Genomic DNA, 14643 nt, shown 5'->3' with positions numbered 1-14643 from the left:
GCCGCCGAACGTAGCGGACGCAGCCGAGACCCGCTATCCCGCGCGCGACGACCGCGTCAGCGCCGGGGGCGTGCCGCCTGCAATGGCAGCAGCGCGGACAGGTCGGCACGCTCCCCGGACGCGCTCACCCGCCCCGCCCCGAGCGCGTCGTCCCAGGTCAGTCGCCCCGTGGCCAGGCCGAGCCACGTGTCGACGTCGGTCTCCACCACGTTGGGCGGCGTCCCCCGCGTGTGCCGCGGCCCGGCGACGGCCTGCACCGCACCTGCGGGCGGCACGCGCACCTCCACCGAGTTCCCCGGCGCGACGTCGGCGAGCTCCTCCAGCGTGAACCGCACCGCGGTGGTCACCACCGGGCGCGAGGAGTCGCCCTCCAGCCACGCCGCCACGGCCGCGCGCCCCGCGGCAGGGTCGGTCCGTCGTCGAGCAGGCACGCCAGCACCCTATGCCTCGGCGCCGCCTCGTCCCGGCCGTCCACGCCTCCCCTCCGGCACGGCGTGGTCGTCCCCCGTCCTGCGACCGGTACGAGGGCGCGGCCCGACCGGGACCGCGCCCTCGTACCGGCCCAGCGCCATGCCGGGGCGGAGACCCGGTCCGCACAGACGTGGGATGAGGTGACAGCGAAGCGCGGGTCGGCGAGTGCTTCGCGCGGACGTATCCCTCCCGAAGTGGAGGGCGCCCTGGCGCCCGTGAACGCGTCCGCGCGAAGCAGTCGCCGACCCGCGCGGAAGCCCCCCACCCACCGACCCGTGCGACGCAGTCGCCGCGATGCACTCGCCGACCCGCGCAGAAACCACCACGCGGACCAGCGCTCAGGAAGCGGCGAGCTCCGCCCGCACCTCTTCCCGGAGCCGCCCGTGCCGAGAGGGCTCGGGAGCGGCGGCGAGCAGCGTCTTCGTGTAGTCGTGCTGCGGGTTGAGGATGACCTCGTCGGACGGCCCCCGCTCCACGATGTCCCCCCGGTACATGACGATGATCTCGTCGCTGAAGTGCCGGGCGGTCGCGAGGTCGTGGGTGATGTACAGGACGCCGAGGTCCTCCTCGCGCTGCAGCCGCGCGAGGAGGTTGAGCACCCCGAGCCGGATGGACACGTCGAGCATGGAGACCGGCTCGTCGGCGACCAGGAACCGCGCGCCGGGCGCGAGGGCCCGGGCGATGGCGACGCGCTGCCGCTGCCCGCCGGACATCTCGTGCGGCCGCTTCACCGCGTAGATCTCGGCCGGCGTGAGGTTGACGCGCTCCAGCAGCTCGTGGACAGCGGGCTCGAGCCCGGCCCCGGAGGCGACGCCGTGCAGCCGCAGCGGCCGTTCCAGGTGGTGGGCCACCGTGTGGTACGGGTTGAGCGACGCGAACGGGTCCTGGAACACCATCTGCACCTGGTGCCGGTAGGACGCCAGCCCCCTGCCCCGCCGCAGGACGGGGGTGCCGTCGAGCAGGATCTCCCCGGTGGTCGGGGTCTCGAGCTGGGAGATCATCTTGGCGACGGTCGACTTGCCGGAGCCGGACTCCCCCACGAGCGCGATCGTCTTGCCCGGCTCGAGGGTGAACGACACGTCGTTCACCGCCCGCAGCCTGGTGCTGCGGGCGCCGTTGCGGACCTTGAACTCCTTGACGAGATGGCGGACCTCGAGGCTGCTCATGACGCCTCCCCCTCGGCGGCGTCCTGCGAGACGCCGGTGCGGACGAACGAACCACGGTCACCCGTGAGGCTCGGGAACGACTTCAGCAGCTGGCGCGTGTACGGGTGCTGGGCCCGGGCGTAGATGGACTCGGACGTGTCGAGCTCGACGATCTCGCCCGCCCGCATGACGGCGATGCGGTCGCTGATCTCGAGCAGCAGCGGCAGGTCGTGGGTGATGAACACGACGGCGAAGTTGAACCGCTCGCGGAGCCGCATGATCTCGCGGAGGATGCCGCGCTGCACGACGACGTCGAGCGCCGTCGTCGGCTCGTCCATGATCATGACCTGCGGGTTGAGCGCCATGGCCATGGCGATCATGACGCGCTGGCGCATGCCGCCGGAGAGCTCGTGGGCGAAGCTGTCGAGCCGCGACGGGTCGACGCCGACGAGGTCGAGGAGCTCGGCGGAACGCTCGGCCCGTTCCTTCTTGCCCATCTGCGGCCGGTGGGTGGTGAGCACGTCGCCGAGCTGCTTGCGGATGCTGATCACCGGGTTGAGCGAGTTCATCGCGCCCTGGAACACCATGGAGACCTTGTCCCAGCGGAACGCCCGGAGCGAGTCGCCGCCGAGGCCGACGACGTCGATGTCCGTGCCGTTCGCGTCGTGGAACGTCACCTCGCCGGAGCGCAGGATCGCCGGCGGCTTGAGGAGCCGGTTGAGGCCGTAGGCGAGCGTCGTCTTGCCGCAGCCGGACTCGCCGGCCAGGCCGAGGATCTCGCCGCGGTGCAGCGTCAGCGAGACGTCCCGGACGGCGTGGACGGGCGGGTCGACCTCGTACTCGATCGACACGTGCCGGGCCGTGAGGACGGGGTCGAGGCCGGCCACGTGCTCGGCGTGGGACGCGGAGCTCAGCGGGCCCGTGGTGGTGGCGGTGGTCATACGTCGACCCTCTCCTTCTGGCCGGACGAGTCCTGCGGGTCGGTCGGGGCCTCGTCGGCCACGGGGTCGGCGGCCGGGGTGGGCGCCGCCGAGGCGCGGCCGAGCTTGTCGCGGCCGGACCTGCGGGCCTCGCGGACGCTCTTGGCGGCGGCCGGGGCGAGACGCAGCTTCGGGTTGACGATCTCGTCGATGGCGAAGTTGACCAGCGACAGGCCCGTGCCGAAGAGGGCGATCATCAGGCCCGGCGGGACGAACCACCACCAGGCGCCGCGCGAGAGCGCGCTGCCGCCCTGCGCCTCGTTGAGCATGGTGCCCCAGGTGATCTGGCCGTTGGGCCCGAGGCCCAGGTAGGACAGGCCGGCCTCGCCGAGGATCGACAGGATGATGGCGAAGAGGAACTGCGACGCCAGCAGGGGCAGCAGGTTGGGCAGCACCTCGACGAGGAGGATCCGCGGGGTCTTCTCGCCGGCCACGCGGGCCGCCGAGACGTAGTCGCGCACGCGCAGCGACCGGGCCTGCGAGCGCAGCACGACGGCCCCGCCGGCCCAGCCGGTCACGCCGAGGATCAGGGCCACCAGCAGCGTGCTGCGCACCTGGAGGTAGCTGGCGATCACGATCATCAGCGGCAGGCCGGGGATGACGATCATGATGTTGGTGATCAGCGAGAGGACCTCGTCGGTCCAGCCGCGCATGTACCCGGCGATGACGCCGAAAAGGAGCGCCAGCACGATGGCGATGAGCCCCGCGGTCACGCCGACCGTCAGCGAGCCGCGCGCACCCTCGGCGAGCTGGGCGAGGACGTCGTAGCCGAGGCTCGTGGTGCCGAGCCAGTGGCCCGGCTGCGGCGGCAGCATCGGGTCGTTGGCGGAGCTGTGCGGGTCCTGCGTGACGAACGGGCCGAGGACCGCGAAGAGCACGATCGCCCCGATGAGGACGAGCCCGGCGACGAGCTTGCCCGACATCGAGGGCATCACCTGGCGGAGCGCGGACTTCTTGACCGGCGCGGTGGCGGGCGACGAGGTGTCGGGGGTCGGGGTGTCAGTCATTGTGCCGCGTCCTCGGGTCCAGGAAGCCGTAGATGAGGTCCATGAGGAACAGCGCCGCGAGGACCGCGAGCGTGATGACGAGGAAGACCCCCTGCATCAGCGCGTAGTCGTTGTTGCGCACCGCCGTGATCATGAGCTTGCCGACGCCGGGGTAGGTGAAGACCTGCTCCATGACGAGCGAGCCGGCGACGACGAAACCGAGGGAGACGCCGAACCCGGCGAGCGACGGCAGGGCCGCGTTCCGCATCGCGTACGTGGTGAACACCCGGCGGGGCCGCAGGCCCTTGGCCTCGGCGGTGGTGACGTAGTCCTCCGACAGCGTCGAGACCATCATGTTGCGCATCCCGAGCAGCCAGCCGCCGACCGACGAGACGACGATCGTCACCGCCGGGAGGAACGCGTGGTAGAGCACGGAGCCGACGAAGGCCCAGCTCCACTCGGGGCCGTTGAAGTGGAAGACGTCGTACGCGCCGATGATCGGGAACCACTGCAGGTTCACGGCGAACACGAAGATGAGGACCAGGGCCACCCAGAAGTACGGCAGCGACTGCAGCATCGTGGTGCTGGGGACGAGGCTGTCCACCCACGTGCCGCGCTTCCAGCCGGCGAACGCGCCGAGCCCGATGCCGAGCACGAACGAGATGATCGTGGCGGTGCCCACCAGGCCGAGGGTCCACGGGATCGCGTCCCCGATGAGCTCGGTGACGGGCGTCGGGAAGTTGGTGATGGAGACGCCGAGGTTGCCCGTGAGGACGTTCTTCCAGTACGTGAGGTACTGCTCCCACAGGGACTGGTTCTCGGCGGCGCCGAGGAGGAGCCGGATGCTGTTCTCCGTGCCCGCCGGGATGCCCCCGGCGCGCTGCAGCTTGGCCATGAGGATGTCGAACGGGTCACCCGGCAGCAGGCGCGGGATGAAGAAGTTCAGCGAGATCGCGGCCCACAGCGTGATCGCGTAGAAGGCGATCCGCCTCAGGTAGAACTTCATGGGGTCGGGCCGCCCTTCGGGTTCGCGGGCATGCGGCTCCTCCTCGGTTGGTGCGTCACGTCGTCGTGGTGCTGGTCGTACCGGGCGCGGGTGCGCCGGACCGGGTGACCGGCGGGCCGCGGGGCCCGCCGGTCACCCGGTCTCGTGGGTCGGCTACTCGACGCCGCCGAGCTTGCCGAGGATGACGCCCGAGGACGGGCCCTGCCACGACGGCGGGAACATGTACATGTCGTCGTCCGTGGGCCAGCCGGCGTAGGCCGTCGTGTTGAAGAACGTCTGCGACGCGTTCACGACGAGCGGGATGTACGGCAGGTCCTCGACGATGTGCTCCTGGACGGTGGCGTAGGCGGCCTTCTTGGCGGCCTCGTCGTTCGTCTGGGAGGCGGCCTGGACGGCCGCGTCCACGTCGTCGTTGTCGTACCGGGAGAAGTTCCACTCGCCGGGCTCGAGGGCCTTGCCGACCTTCTGGGTGTAGTCGCCGGTGAACCACTCGCGGTAGATCTGGAACGGGTCGGCGATCGAGGTGCCGACGACGCCGCCCATGATGAGCTCGAACTCGCCGGACACGCGGGCGTCGGCGAACTCGTTCCACGAGATCGTGGACGCGGTGACCTTGATGCCGGCGGCCTTGGCCTGCTCCTCGATCAGCTTGGCGGCGCTGTTGTAGTCCGTCCAGCCGTCGACCGACGTGAGCGTCAGGTCGATGGCCTTGCCGTCCTTGCCGTAGAAGCCCTTGTCGTCCTTGGTGTAGCCGGCGTCCTCGAGGATCGTCGCGGCGGCGGCGGCGTCCGCGGTCTGCGGCGACTCCTTGGGCATGCCGTCGGCGATCCACTTGTCGTCGCGGCCGAGCAGGGCGAACGTCGGCGAGATCTCCTTGGCGAGGCCGACGAAGGCCTTGTCGTTGATCGCCTTGCGGTCGATCGCGACGTTGAGGGCCTGGCGGACGGCGACGTCCGTCTGGTCGCCCTCGCAGCCGAGGTCGACGTTGGCGCAGGTGTACAGCACGGTTGGGTCGACCGGCGTGTTCACGTAGCCGTAGGCGCCGCTGGCGGTGACGCGCTCGGGGTCGGGCACGAACATGGTCGACCAGTCGATCTGGCCGGTGGTGAGCAGGTCCTCGGCCGACTGGTTGGCGTCGATGCCGACGTACCGCAGGGACGCGACCTTGGGCGCGCCGCCCCAGTAGTTCGGGTTGGCCTTGGCGGTGTAGGCCGCGTTCGAGGTGGAGTCCACCGTGTACGGGCCGGTGCCGACCGGCTTCTCGGCGTTGGCCCAGGCGACGAGGCCCTCGAGCGCGTTGCCCTCGGCGTCCTTGCCGGAGTCCTTCTCGTGCTCGGCGAAGACGTGCTCCGGCACGATGTAGGTGCTGCCGAGGATGGCGAACTCGTTGGCGAACGCGGGGTCGGCGAACGAGAAGACGACGGTCGAGTCGTCCTTGGCGACGGCGTCCTCGAGGTAGACGGGCTTGGCCGTGGCGTTGGTGAAGGAGTAGACGACGTCGTCGGCGGTGAACGCCTCGCCGTCGTTCCACTGCACGCCCTGGCGGAGCGTGACCGTCAGCTCGGTGCCGTCCTCGTTCCACTCGTAGGACTCGGCCAGCATCGGCGTCGGGTCCACGTCCTGGAGCTTGTTGAAGGCGAACAGCGTCTCGTAGATGCCGCCGTTGGCCAGGTGGAGGACGCCCACGGCGTAGGGGTTGAAGTTGGCCGTGATCGGGGTCTGGGAGCCGGCCCAGATCACGAGCTCGCGGTCGGTGGCCTTGCCCTCGGCGGCGGGCGCGTTCGTCGAGCCCCCGTCCTTGTTGGCGTCGGCGTCGCCACCGGAGCACCCGGCGGCCAGGAGAGTCACGCTCGTGAGGGCAGCGGCCGCCATCAGCCACCGGCCTCGCGTCGTACGTCGGTTCATCGTGGGTCCTTCCGGTCGGCGACGCGTCCTCGCGCCGCGGTGGTACCGCAATGGCCGTAGGGCAGGAACCTTAACGAATAGATGCCGGTGCTCCGCTAGAGGTTGAATCGTTATAAGGCAGGAGTGTTATCAAAACGTCACCTCGGGTGCCGCGGCACCGGGGGACGGCTCGCCCTCACGTCTCGGACCGCTGTCTCGTCGGGAGGGTGGACCCCGGAGGACAGGAGACGACCACCATGACCGCGACACAGGAGCACACCGCGGAGATCCGGCGACGGCTCGGCTCGATCGCCGTCGCGCTGCGCGCCAAGGACCTCGACGCGCTGCGCGAGGTCTACGCGGCCGACGTCGTGTCGTTCGACGTCGAGCCGCCGCTGCAGCACGTCGGGATCGACGCGAAGCTACGGAATTGGGTGCGGGTGTTCGACACCTTCGCCACCGTCGACTACGAGCTGCGCGACCTCACGCTCACCGTCGACGACCGCGTCGCCTTCGGGCACGCGTTCGGCCGCCTCAGCGGCACCCTCGCCGACGGCACGGCCGTGCCCGGCATGTGGGTGCGCGGGACGTTCGGCCTGCGCCGCGACGGCGACCGCTGGGTGATCGCGCACGACCAGGTCTCGGTGCCGCTCGACGTCCGCACGGGCGCCGGGATCACCGACCTCGAGCCCTGACCGCGCGGCGCGGCGCCCGCGACCGCTCAGGGCAGGGTGAACAGCACCCGTCGCTCGGGGACGGACGCCGCGGCGAGCGTCGCGCGGACCCGCTCGCCGAGGGGCAGGTCGGCGCCGTCGACGCGCGCTCGCACGGCGGGCTCGGTCAGCATCACCTCGCCGCGCTGCACCCCGCCCTCGGCCTCGTCCTTGGCCGGCCCGCGGACGTCCACGACGACGCCGTCGAACCCCTCGCCCTCGCGGCCCGCCAGCAGGGCGGCCTCGATGATGTCGACGCTGCCCCGTTCGAAGGCGCCGGCGGTGCGGGACGCCGCCGCCATGGTCTCGGGCAGGGCGGGCAGCGCCTCCGCCACCCAGGCGGGGACCTCGCGGCCCGCGCCGTGCGCGAGGCACACCTCGGTGGCGTAGCGGTCGGCGAGCCGCCGCAGCGGCGCGGTGACGTGGGCGTACTCGGCGGCGATCGCCGCGTGCCGCGCGTCGGCCGGGAGCGCCACCGGCGCACCGCCGTCCGGCCCGGGAACCCCGAACGCCAGGTAGCCCGCGCCACGGAAGAGCGACGTCGCCTCGGCGAGGAAGGCCGCGTGGGCCGGGCGGCGCGACTCCAGGGCGGGCACGAGCTGCGCGTAGGAGACGTCGGCGGACCAGTCGATGCCCAGCGCGGCCGCGGTGCGGCGCAGGCGCGCGACGTCGCGGTCGTCGGCGGGCGGCAGCGTGCGGAACAGGCCGACGCCGGCCTCGCGCATCATCGCCGCGGCGGCGATCCCGGTGAGCAGCGAGATCTGGGCGTTCCAGCCCTCCACGGGCAGCGTGCGGCGCAGCTCCAGGGCGAAGGTCCCGCCGTCCTGCGACACGATCTCCTGCTCCGGCACCTCGAGGGACACCCCGCCGCGGTCGCGCTCGCGCGCCTGACGCAGCCGCCCGACGTCGGCCAGCAGCGCGAGCGACTCGGACGCGGTGCCGGCGTCGAGGTGCGCCTGGGCCTCGCCGTAGGTGAGGCGAGCGCGCGAGCGGACCGTCGCGCGCGTCACGGAGGCGCTGGTGATCTCGCCGTCCGCGTCCAGCCCGATCGTCCACAGGACGGCCGGGCGGTCCTCGTCGGGCAGCAGGCTCGCGGCCCCCTCGGACAGGACGGTCGGGTGCAGGGGCGTGCGGACGTCCGGGCCGTAGACCGTGGTGCCGCGGCGGTGGGCCTCGGCGTCGAGCGCGCCCCCCGGAGCCACGAAGGCGGCGACGTCGGCGATGGCGTACCGCACGATGTAGCCGCGTCCCGACGACGCGACGTGCACCGCCTGGTCGAGGTCCATCGAGCCGGGCGGGTCGATGGTCACGAGCTCGACGTCGCGCCGGTCCTGCCGCGCCTGGACGCCGTCGACCGCCGACCCGCCGCTCTTCGCTGACTCCTCGGCCTCGTCGCGGACGGCCGCGGGGAACATCGCGGGCAGCCCGACCTCCGCGCGGAGGGCGGCGAGGGCGTCCGCGACCTCGGCCGGGCCGGCATGGGCGAGATGGAGCTGACGCGTCGGCACGGCTCGACGGTAACGGCGGGCCGTCCTGGCCGCGCGCGGAGGGTGCGTGGCGTGCGTCCCGTTTTCGACAGGCTCCGCCGCGGCCAGATATCTTGATGTCAAACAATCTCTCGTCCATCACTGCCCTGCCTAGGGAGCATCGCCGCATGACCACCGAGTCCCGGCCCGAGGCCGCCACGATCATCTACACCCACACCGACGAGGCGCCGCTGCTCGCGACGTACTCGTTCCTCCCGATCGTCGAGGCGTACGCCGCCCAGGCCGGGGTCACGCTCGAGACGCGCGACATCTCCCTCGCCGGTCGCATCCTGGCCCAGTTCCCGGAGCGCCTGAGCGACGACCAGCGCATCGGCGACGCCCTCGCCGAGCTGGGCGCGCTGGCCACCACCCCCGAGGCCAACATCATCAAGCTGCCGAACATCTCGGCCTCCCAGCCGCAGCTCAAGGCCGCGATCGCGGAGCTGCAGGGCCAGGGCTACGACATCCCCGACTACCCCGAGGACCCGCAGACCGACGCGGACAAGGACGTGCGCGCCCGGTACGACAAGGTCAAGGGCTCGGCCGTCAACCCGGTGCTGCGCGAGGGCAACTCGGACCGCCGCGCCCCCGCCTCGGTGAAGAACTACGCCAAGGCGCACCCGCACCGCATGGGCGCCTGGTCGCCCGACTCCAGGACGAGCGTCGCGACGATGAGCTCCGGCGACTTCTTCTCCCACGAGAAGTCGGTCGTGATCCCCGCCGACGACACCCTGACCATCCGTCTGGTCACGCCGGCCGGCACCTTCGTCCTCAAGGACGGCCTCAAGGTCGAGGCGGGCGAGGTCGTCGACGCGACGTTCATGTCCGTCGCGGCGCTGAACACCTTCCTCGCCGAGCAGGTCGCGCGCGCCAAGGCCGAGGGCGTGCTGTTCTCCGCGCACCTCAAGGCCACGATGATGAAGGTCTCCGACCCGATCATCTTCGGCCACGTCGTGCAGGCCTTCTTCCCGGCCCTCTTCGAGAAGTACGGCGACCAGCTCAAGGCCGCGGGCATCTCCCCCAACGACGGCCTCGGCGGCCTGCTGGCCGCCGTCGACACGCTGCCCGACGGCGCGGCCATCAAGGCCGCCGTCGAGCAGGGCCTCGCCGACGGGCCGGCGCTCGCCATGGTCGACTCCGACCGCGGCATCACCAACCTGCACGTGCCGTCCGACGTCATCATCGACGCCTCCATGCCCGCGATGATCCGCGGCGGCGGCCACATGTGGGGCCCGGACGGCAAGGAGCACGACACCCTCGCCGTCATCCCCGACTCCTCGTACGCCGGTGTCTACCAGACCGTCATCGACGACTGCCGCGTCAACGGCGCCCTCGACCCGGCCACGATGGGCTCCGTGCCCAACGTGGGCCTCATGGCCAAGAAGGCCGAGGAGTACGGCTCGCACGACAAGACGTTCGAGATCCCGGCCGACGGCACCGTCGAGGTCGTGGACGCGGCCGGCGACGTGCTGCTGAGCCACGACGTGCAGGCCGGCGACGTGTGGCGCGCGTGCACCACCAAGGACGTCGCCATCCGCGACTGGGTCAAGCTCGCCGTGAACCGCGCCCGCGCCACCGGCTCCCCCGCCGTGTTCTGGCTCGACGCGCAGCGCGCCCACGACGCGCAGCTCATCGCCAAGGTCGAGGAGTACCTGGGCGACCACGACACCGACGGCCTCGACATCCACGTGATGGCGCCGGCCGAGGCGACGGCGTTCTCGCTCGCGCGGATCCGCCAGGGCCTCGACACCATCTCGGTGACGGGCAACGTGCTGCGCGACTACAACACGGACCTGTTCCCCATCCTCGAGCTGGGCACCTCGGCCAAGATGCTCTCGGTCGTGCCGCTGATGAACGGCGGCGGGCTCTTCGAGACCGGCGCCGGCGGCTCCGCCCCGAAGCACGTGCAGCAGCTGCTCGCGGAGAACTACCTGCGCTGGGACTCGCTCGGCGAGTTCTTCGCGCTGGCCGCGTCGTTCGAGCACCTGGCCACGGCCACCGGCAACGCGCGCGCCCAGGTGCTCGCGGACACCCTCGACCGCGCCACGGGCACGTTCCTCGACCAGGACAAGTCCCCGACGCGCCGCGTCGGCGGGATCGACAACCGCGGCTCGCACTTCTACCTGGCGCTGTACTGGGCCCAGGAGCTCGCCGCGCAGTCGGACGACGCCGAGCTGGCCGCCGCGTTCGGCCCGCTGGCCGCGTCGCTCGCCGAGCAGGAGCAGACGATCGTCGAGGAGCTCGTCGGCGTGCAGGGCTCGCCCGCCGACATCGGCGGCTACTACCGCCCCGACGCGGTCAAGGCCGCCGCGGTGATGCGCCCGTCCGCCACGTTCAACACGGCGCTCGAGGCCCTCTGACCCCGAGCACCTGACGCCGGGGCCCTGGCCCCCGCGAGGTGGTCAGCAGGGGCGGTCCGCATCCGTGCGGGCCGCCCCTTCGCGCCTCCTCGGCATCTCACCAGGACCAGCCGCGGGAGCTGAGCTCCAGCTCCTCGCGCAGCCGCTCGGCGGACTCGGCGCGCTCGCCGGCACGCCGCGGCACGTCGACGACGCCCAGCCCGGCCAGGCGGCACGCCTCGCGCAGCAGCGCGTCGTAGGCCTCCTGGGCCGCGCGGGCGTGGTGGGCGCGGGCGTAGACCTGCGGGTCGTCGTCGATGGCGCGCAGCTCGCGGGCCAGCTCCCCCAGGCGCACCTGGACGGTGAGGGTGAGCAGCGGGTCGGCGACGGCCGGGCGGCGCCGGCGCGACCGCCGCGCGACGGCCTCGCGGTGCGCGCGCGAGCGCAGCCACGACCGGGCGGCGACCGTCGCGAACGCCACGACCGCCGCCGTCACCAGCGCCAGCTGCCACGTCATCGGAGCACCACCTCCGCACCCTTTTTCAGCCTATGCCGGGCGCGGCGCGCACGCGACAATCGGCGACATGCCAGCGCATCGGCCCCTCCTGGCGACGGTCGTCGCGGTGGTCGCGCTGCTCCTGGCGGCCTGCGGCTCCCGGGTGCCGCCGCCGGCGGCGGAGCGGGCGTCGTCGCAGCCGGTGGTGCTCGCGGCCGCCGAGGCGGTGCCGGCGGGCGCGACCGGCAGCGTCGACGTCGGGGGGCGCCCCGTCCAGGTCCACGTGCCGCCCGGGTACGACCCCGCGCGCCCGGCCCCGCTCGTCGTCGTCCTGCACGGCTTCGGCTCCGGCACCGCGCGCGTGGACGCCGCCCTCGGGCTCCGCGACGAGGCTCTCGCGCGCGGCGTGCTCTACGCCCTCCCCGAGGGCACCGAGGGGCCCGACGGGCGCCGCTTCTGGAACGCGAGCGACGCCTGCTGCGGCGCGGACCGCGGCGGCGTGGACGACTCCGCCTACCTCGCGCTGGTGATCCGCACGCTCGAGGCCTCCTACGCCGTGGACCCCGGCCGGGTCGCCGTCGTCGGGTACTCGAACGGTGGGTTCATGGCGTACCGCACGGCGTGCGACCACGCCGACCTCGTGGCGGTCGCGGTGTCGCTCGCGGGCGCGATGCCGGCCGACGACCGCGCCTGCCGTCCCTCGCGCGCGGTGAGCGTCGTCCAGGCGCACGGCACCGCCGACACCGTCATCCGCGCGGGCGGCGGGGTCCGCGACGGGCACGCGTACCCGGCGGCGGCGGAGTCCGCCGCCGCCTGGGCCCGCCTCGACGACTGCGACCCGACGCCCACCTCCGCCGCCGGGCGCGACCTCGACGGCGCGATCCCCGGCCCCGAGACCACGGTGACGACGTGGGCCCGATGCTCGGGCGGCACGTCGGTCGAGCTGTGGTCGATCGCGGGCGCCGGCCACGCCCCCACGCTCACCGGGGCGTTCGCGACGACGGTGCTCGACCTCGTGACGCGCGAGCGCTGAGCCGTCCGCCCACCCGTCCGCCCACCCGTCCGCGGACGACCAAGGTTCGCCTGGCCTTGCTGGCGCGGCACGGGAAGGCTCTCTAACCTGGAATGGTTCAAGAGAGCGATCGTCAACGGAAGCGAGGTTCACCCATGACCACTCCCACGATGAAGCGCAGCACCCCCCGGGCCGAGGCGTCCGACAAGCTCCGCGCCCACCTGCAGCGCGTGCTCGTCGCGCTGGTCGACCTGCACGTCCAGGGCAAGCAGGCCCACTGGAACGTCACGGGCCGCGGGTTCCGCGACCTGCACCTCCAGCTGGACGAGCTGGTCGACGTCGCCCGCGAGCACAGCGACACCGTCGCCGAGCGGCTCCGCGCCCTCCAGGCCGTGCCGGACGGGCGCACGGAGACCGTCGCCACCACGACGGACCTGTCCCCGTACCTCGCCGGCCTCGTGTCCGTCGAGGACACCGTCGACGCGATCGTCGAGCGCGTGGCGCAGACCGTCGAGGTCGCGCGCGAGGTGCACGACGACGTCGACGCCGAGGACCCGACGACGGCCGACCTGCTGCACGAGATCATCACCGACCTCGAGAAGCAGGCGTGGATGATCTCGTCGGAGAACCACGAGGTCTGAGCCGGCCCGCGGGCGACCGCCCGGCCCCGCTCACGACGACGGCGCGTCCCCGCCCGGGGACGCGCCGTCGTCGTACGTCGGGGCTCGCGCCGGTCAGATCACGCCGAAGGCGATCATCGCGTCGGCCACCTTGGTGAAGCCCGCGATGTTGGCGCCCACGACGTAGTCGCCGGGGGCGTCGTACTCGTCCGCCGTGGCGAGGCAGCTGTCGTGGATGTTGGTCATGATCTCCGCGAGGCGCGACTCGGTGTGCTCGAAGCTCCACGAGTCGCGGGACGCGTTCTGCTGCATCTCCAGCGCCGAGGTGGCCACGCCGCCGGCGTTGGCCGCCTTGCCCGGGCCGAACAGCACGCCGGCGTCGCGCAGGAGCCCCACCGCCTCGGGCGTCGTGGGCATGTTGGCGCCCTCCGCGACGGCGCGCACGCCGTTGGCGACGAGCTGCTTGGCGTCCGCCTCGGTGAGCTCGTTCTGCGTGGCGCACGGCAGCGCGACGTCGGTGGGGACGTCCCAGATGCTGCCGTCGGTCACGAGGCGCGCGCCCTGGCGACGCTCCACGTAGTCCGCGACGCGGCCGCGCTCCACCTCCTTGATCTCCTTGAGGAGGTCGAGGTCGATGCCCGCCTCGTCGACGACGTAGCCGGAGGAGTCGGAGAACGTCACGACGCGGCCGCCGAGCTGCGTCGCCTTCTCGGCCGCGTAGATCGCCACGTTGCCGGAGCCGGAGACCGAGACGCGCCGGCCGTCGAGGCTCTCGCCCTGCGTGCCGAGCATGCTCTGCGCGAAGAGGACCGCGCCGTAGCCGGTGGCCTCGCGCCGCACGAGCGAGCCGCCCCAGGTGAGGCCCTTGCCGGTGAGCACGCCGGACTCGTAGCGGTTGGTGATCCGCTTGTACTGGCCGAACAGGTAGCCGACCTCGCGGGCGCCCACGCCGATGTCGCCCGCCGGCACGTCCGTGTACTCGCCGATGTGGCGGTACAGCTCGGTCATGAACGACTGGCAGAACCGCATGACCTCGCCGTCGGAGCGGCCGCGCGGGTCGAAGTCGGAGCCACCCTTGCCGCCGCCGATGGGCAGCCCGGTCAGCGCGTTCTTGAAGATCTGCTCGAAGCCGAGGAACTTCACGATCCCCAGGTACACCGAGGGGTGGAAGCGCAGGCCGCCCTTGTACGGGCCGAGGGCCGAGTTGTACTCGACGCGGAAGCCGCGGTTGATCCGCACGCGGCCGGTGTCGTCGACCCACGGCACGCGGAAGATGATCTGCCGCTCGGGCTCGCAGATGCGCTCGAGGACCGCGGCCTCCACGTACTGCGGGTTCTTGCGCAGCACCGGACCCAGCGACTCGAAGACCTCACGCACGGCCTGGTGGAACTCCACCTCGCCGGGATTGCGGCGCAGCACCTCGGCGAACACAGGCTGCAGACGGTCTTCCATCGGGGCTCCTCCC

General features: G+C 72.4%; 13 protein-coding genes. 4 read left to right on the top strand and 9 right to left on the bottom strand.

The genetic code is table 11. The features are described 5' to 3' along the window. Positions 1-56 precede the first annotated feature (56 nt). The 6 genes from ACFU5J_RS04490 to ACFU5J_RS04465 form a co-directional block, all read right to left on the bottom strand. Positions 57-431, bottom strand: coding sequence for a sterol carrier family protein (locus tag ACFU5J_RS04490; RefSeq protein ID WP_430574186.1), 375 nt, complete (start codon positions 429-431; stop codon positions 57-59). A gap of 378 nt (positions 432-809) precedes the next feature. Further along, complete coding sequence (locus tag ACFU5J_RS04485) at positions 810-1637, bottom strand: ABC transporter ATP-binding protein (protein ID WP_430574185.1); 828 nt, start codon at positions 1635-1637, stop codon at positions 810-812. Further along, positions 1634-2557: an ABC transporter ATP-binding protein gene (locus tag ACFU5J_RS04480; RefSeq protein ID WP_430574184.1), complete on the bottom strand. Its 924-nt coding sequence runs from the start codon at positions 2555-2557 to the stop codon at positions 1634-1636. The genes ACFU5J_RS04485 and ACFU5J_RS04480 overlap by 4 nt, the downstream gene beginning before the upstream one ends. Next, complete coding sequence (locus ACFU5J_RS04475; RefSeq protein ID WP_430577968.1) at positions 2554-3603, bottom strand: ABC transporter permease; 1050 nt, start codon at positions 3601-3603, stop codon at positions 2554-2556. Before ACFU5J_RS04475 ends, ACFU5J_RS04480 begins: the two co-directional genes overlap by 4 nt. Beyond that, positions 3596-4588 (bottom strand): ABC transporter permease, encoded by a 993-nt coding sequence (locus ACFU5J_RS04470; RefSeq protein ID WP_430574182.1) that lies wholly within the window; start codon positions 4586-4588, stop codon positions 3596-3598. The genes ACFU5J_RS04475 and ACFU5J_RS04470 overlap by 8 nt, the downstream gene beginning before the upstream one ends. Before the next feature lie 153 nt (positions 4589-4741). Then, positions 4742-6493, bottom strand: a complete 1752-nt coding sequence (locus tag ACFU5J_RS04465; protein WP_430577967.1) for an ABC transporter substrate-binding protein — start codon at positions 6491-6493, stop codon at positions 4742-4744. A gap of 236 nt (positions 6494-6729) precedes the next feature. On the opposite strand from ACFU5J_RS04465, the gene ACFU5J_RS04460 reads away from it, so the two are divergent. Beyond that, positions 6730-7167: a YybH family protein gene (locus ACFU5J_RS04460; protein ID WP_430577966.1), complete on the top strand. Its 438-nt coding sequence runs from the start codon at positions 6730-6732 to the stop codon at positions 7165-7167. Between the two features lie 26 nt (positions 7168-7193). Here ACFU5J_RS04460 and ACFU5J_RS04455 read toward each other — a convergent pair whose 3' ends face one another. Then, positions 7194-8693, bottom strand: coding sequence for an RNB domain-containing ribonuclease (locus ACFU5J_RS04455; RefSeq protein ID WP_430577965.1), 1500 nt, complete (start codon positions 8691-8693; stop codon positions 7194-7196). Between the two features lie 146 nt (positions 8694-8839). On the opposite strand from ACFU5J_RS04455, the gene ACFU5J_RS04450 reads away from it, so the two are divergent. Next, on the top strand, positions 8840-11071 hold the full coding sequence (locus ACFU5J_RS04450) for an NADP-dependent isocitrate dehydrogenase (protein WP_430577964.1): 2232 nt from the start codon (positions 8840-8842) through the stop codon (positions 11069-11071). A 97-nt stretch (positions 11072-11168) separates the two neighbouring features. On the opposite strand, the gene ACFU5J_RS04445 is transcribed toward ACFU5J_RS04450, so the two are convergent. After that, the gene (locus tag ACFU5J_RS04445; RefSeq protein ID WP_430577963.1) at positions 11169-11567 is read right to left on the bottom strand and encodes a hypothetical protein; all 399 of its coding nucleotides are present in this window, start codon (positions 11565-11567) and stop codon (positions 11169-11171) included. Positions 11568-11634: 67 nt separating this feature from the next. Here ACFU5J_RS04445 and ACFU5J_RS04440 point away from each other — a divergent pair, with 67 nt between their 5' ends. After that, the gene (locus tag ACFU5J_RS04440) at positions 11635-12579 is read left to right on the top strand and encodes an alpha/beta hydrolase family esterase (protein WP_430577962.1); all 945 of its coding nucleotides are present in this window, start codon (positions 11635-11637) and stop codon (positions 12577-12579) included. A gap of 134 nt (positions 12580-12713) precedes the next feature. Beyond that, a complete protein-coding gene (locus ACFU5J_RS04435) occupies positions 12714-13199 on the top strand; it encodes a Dps family protein (protein WP_430577961.1) in 486 nt (161 codons plus the stop codon). 93 nt (positions 13200-13292) lie between these two features. Here ACFU5J_RS04435 and gdhA read toward each other — a convergent pair whose 3' ends face one another. Beyond that, on the bottom strand, positions 13293-14630 hold the full coding sequence (gene gdhA / locus ACFU5J_RS04430; protein ID WP_430574174.1) for an NADP-specific glutamate dehydrogenase: 1338 nt from the start codon (positions 14628-14630) through the stop codon (positions 13293-13295). Positions 14631-14643 lie beyond the last annotated feature (13 nt).

Origin of the sequence: Isoptericola sp. NPDC057559, assembly GCF_042801555.1 — a bacterium.
Taxonomy (GTDB): Bacteria; Actinomycetota; Actinomycetes; order Actinomycetales; family Cellulomonadaceae; genus Isoptericola.
Note: the sequence above shows the minus strand (reverse complement) of the source record. Positions and strands in the feature narration are given on the sequence as shown.

Coding starts and splice junctions, on each gene's coding strand:
- ACFU5J_RS04485 (WP_430574185.1), bottom strand. CDS start 1,637: ATGAGCAGCCTCGAGGTCCGCCATCTCGTCAAGGAGTTCAAGGTCCGC.
- ACFU5J_RS04480 (WP_430574184.1), bottom strand. CDS start 2,557: ATGACCACCGCCACCACCACGGGCCCGCTGAGCTCCGCGTCCCACGCC.
- ACFU5J_RS04475 (WP_430577968.1), bottom strand. CDS start 3,603: ATGACTGACACCCCGACCCCCGACACCTCGTCGCCCGCCACCGCGCCG.
- ACFU5J_RS04470 (WP_430574182.1), bottom strand. CDS start 4,588: ATGAAGTTCTACCTGAGGCGGATCGCCTTCTACGCGATCACGCTGTGG.
- ACFU5J_RS04465 (WP_430577967.1), bottom strand. CDS start 6,493: ATGAACCGACGTACGACGCGAGGCCGGTGGCTGATGGCGGCCGCTGCC.
- ACFU5J_RS04460 (WP_430577966.1), top strand. CDS start 6,730: ATGACCGCGACACAGGAGCACACCGCGGAGATCCGGCGACGGCTCGGC.
- ACFU5J_RS04450 (WP_430577964.1), top strand. CDS start 8,840: ATGACCACCGAGTCCCGGCCCGAGGCCGCCACGATCATCTACACCCAC.
- ACFU5J_RS04445 (WP_430577963.1), bottom strand. CDS start 11,567: ATGACGTGGCAGCTGGCGCTGGTGACGGCGGCGGTCGTGGCGTTCGCG.
- ACFU5J_RS04440 (WP_430577962.1), top strand. CDS start 11,635: ATGCCAGCGCATCGGCCCCTCCTGGCGACGGTCGTCGCGGTGGTCGCG.
- ACFU5J_RS04435 (WP_430577961.1), top strand. CDS start 12,714: ATGACCACTCCCACGATGAAGCGCAGCACCCCCCGGGCCGAGGCGTCC.
- gdhA (WP_430574174.1), bottom strand. CDS start 14,630: ATGGAAGACCGTCTGCAGCCTGTGTTCGCCGAGGTGCTGCGCCGCAAT.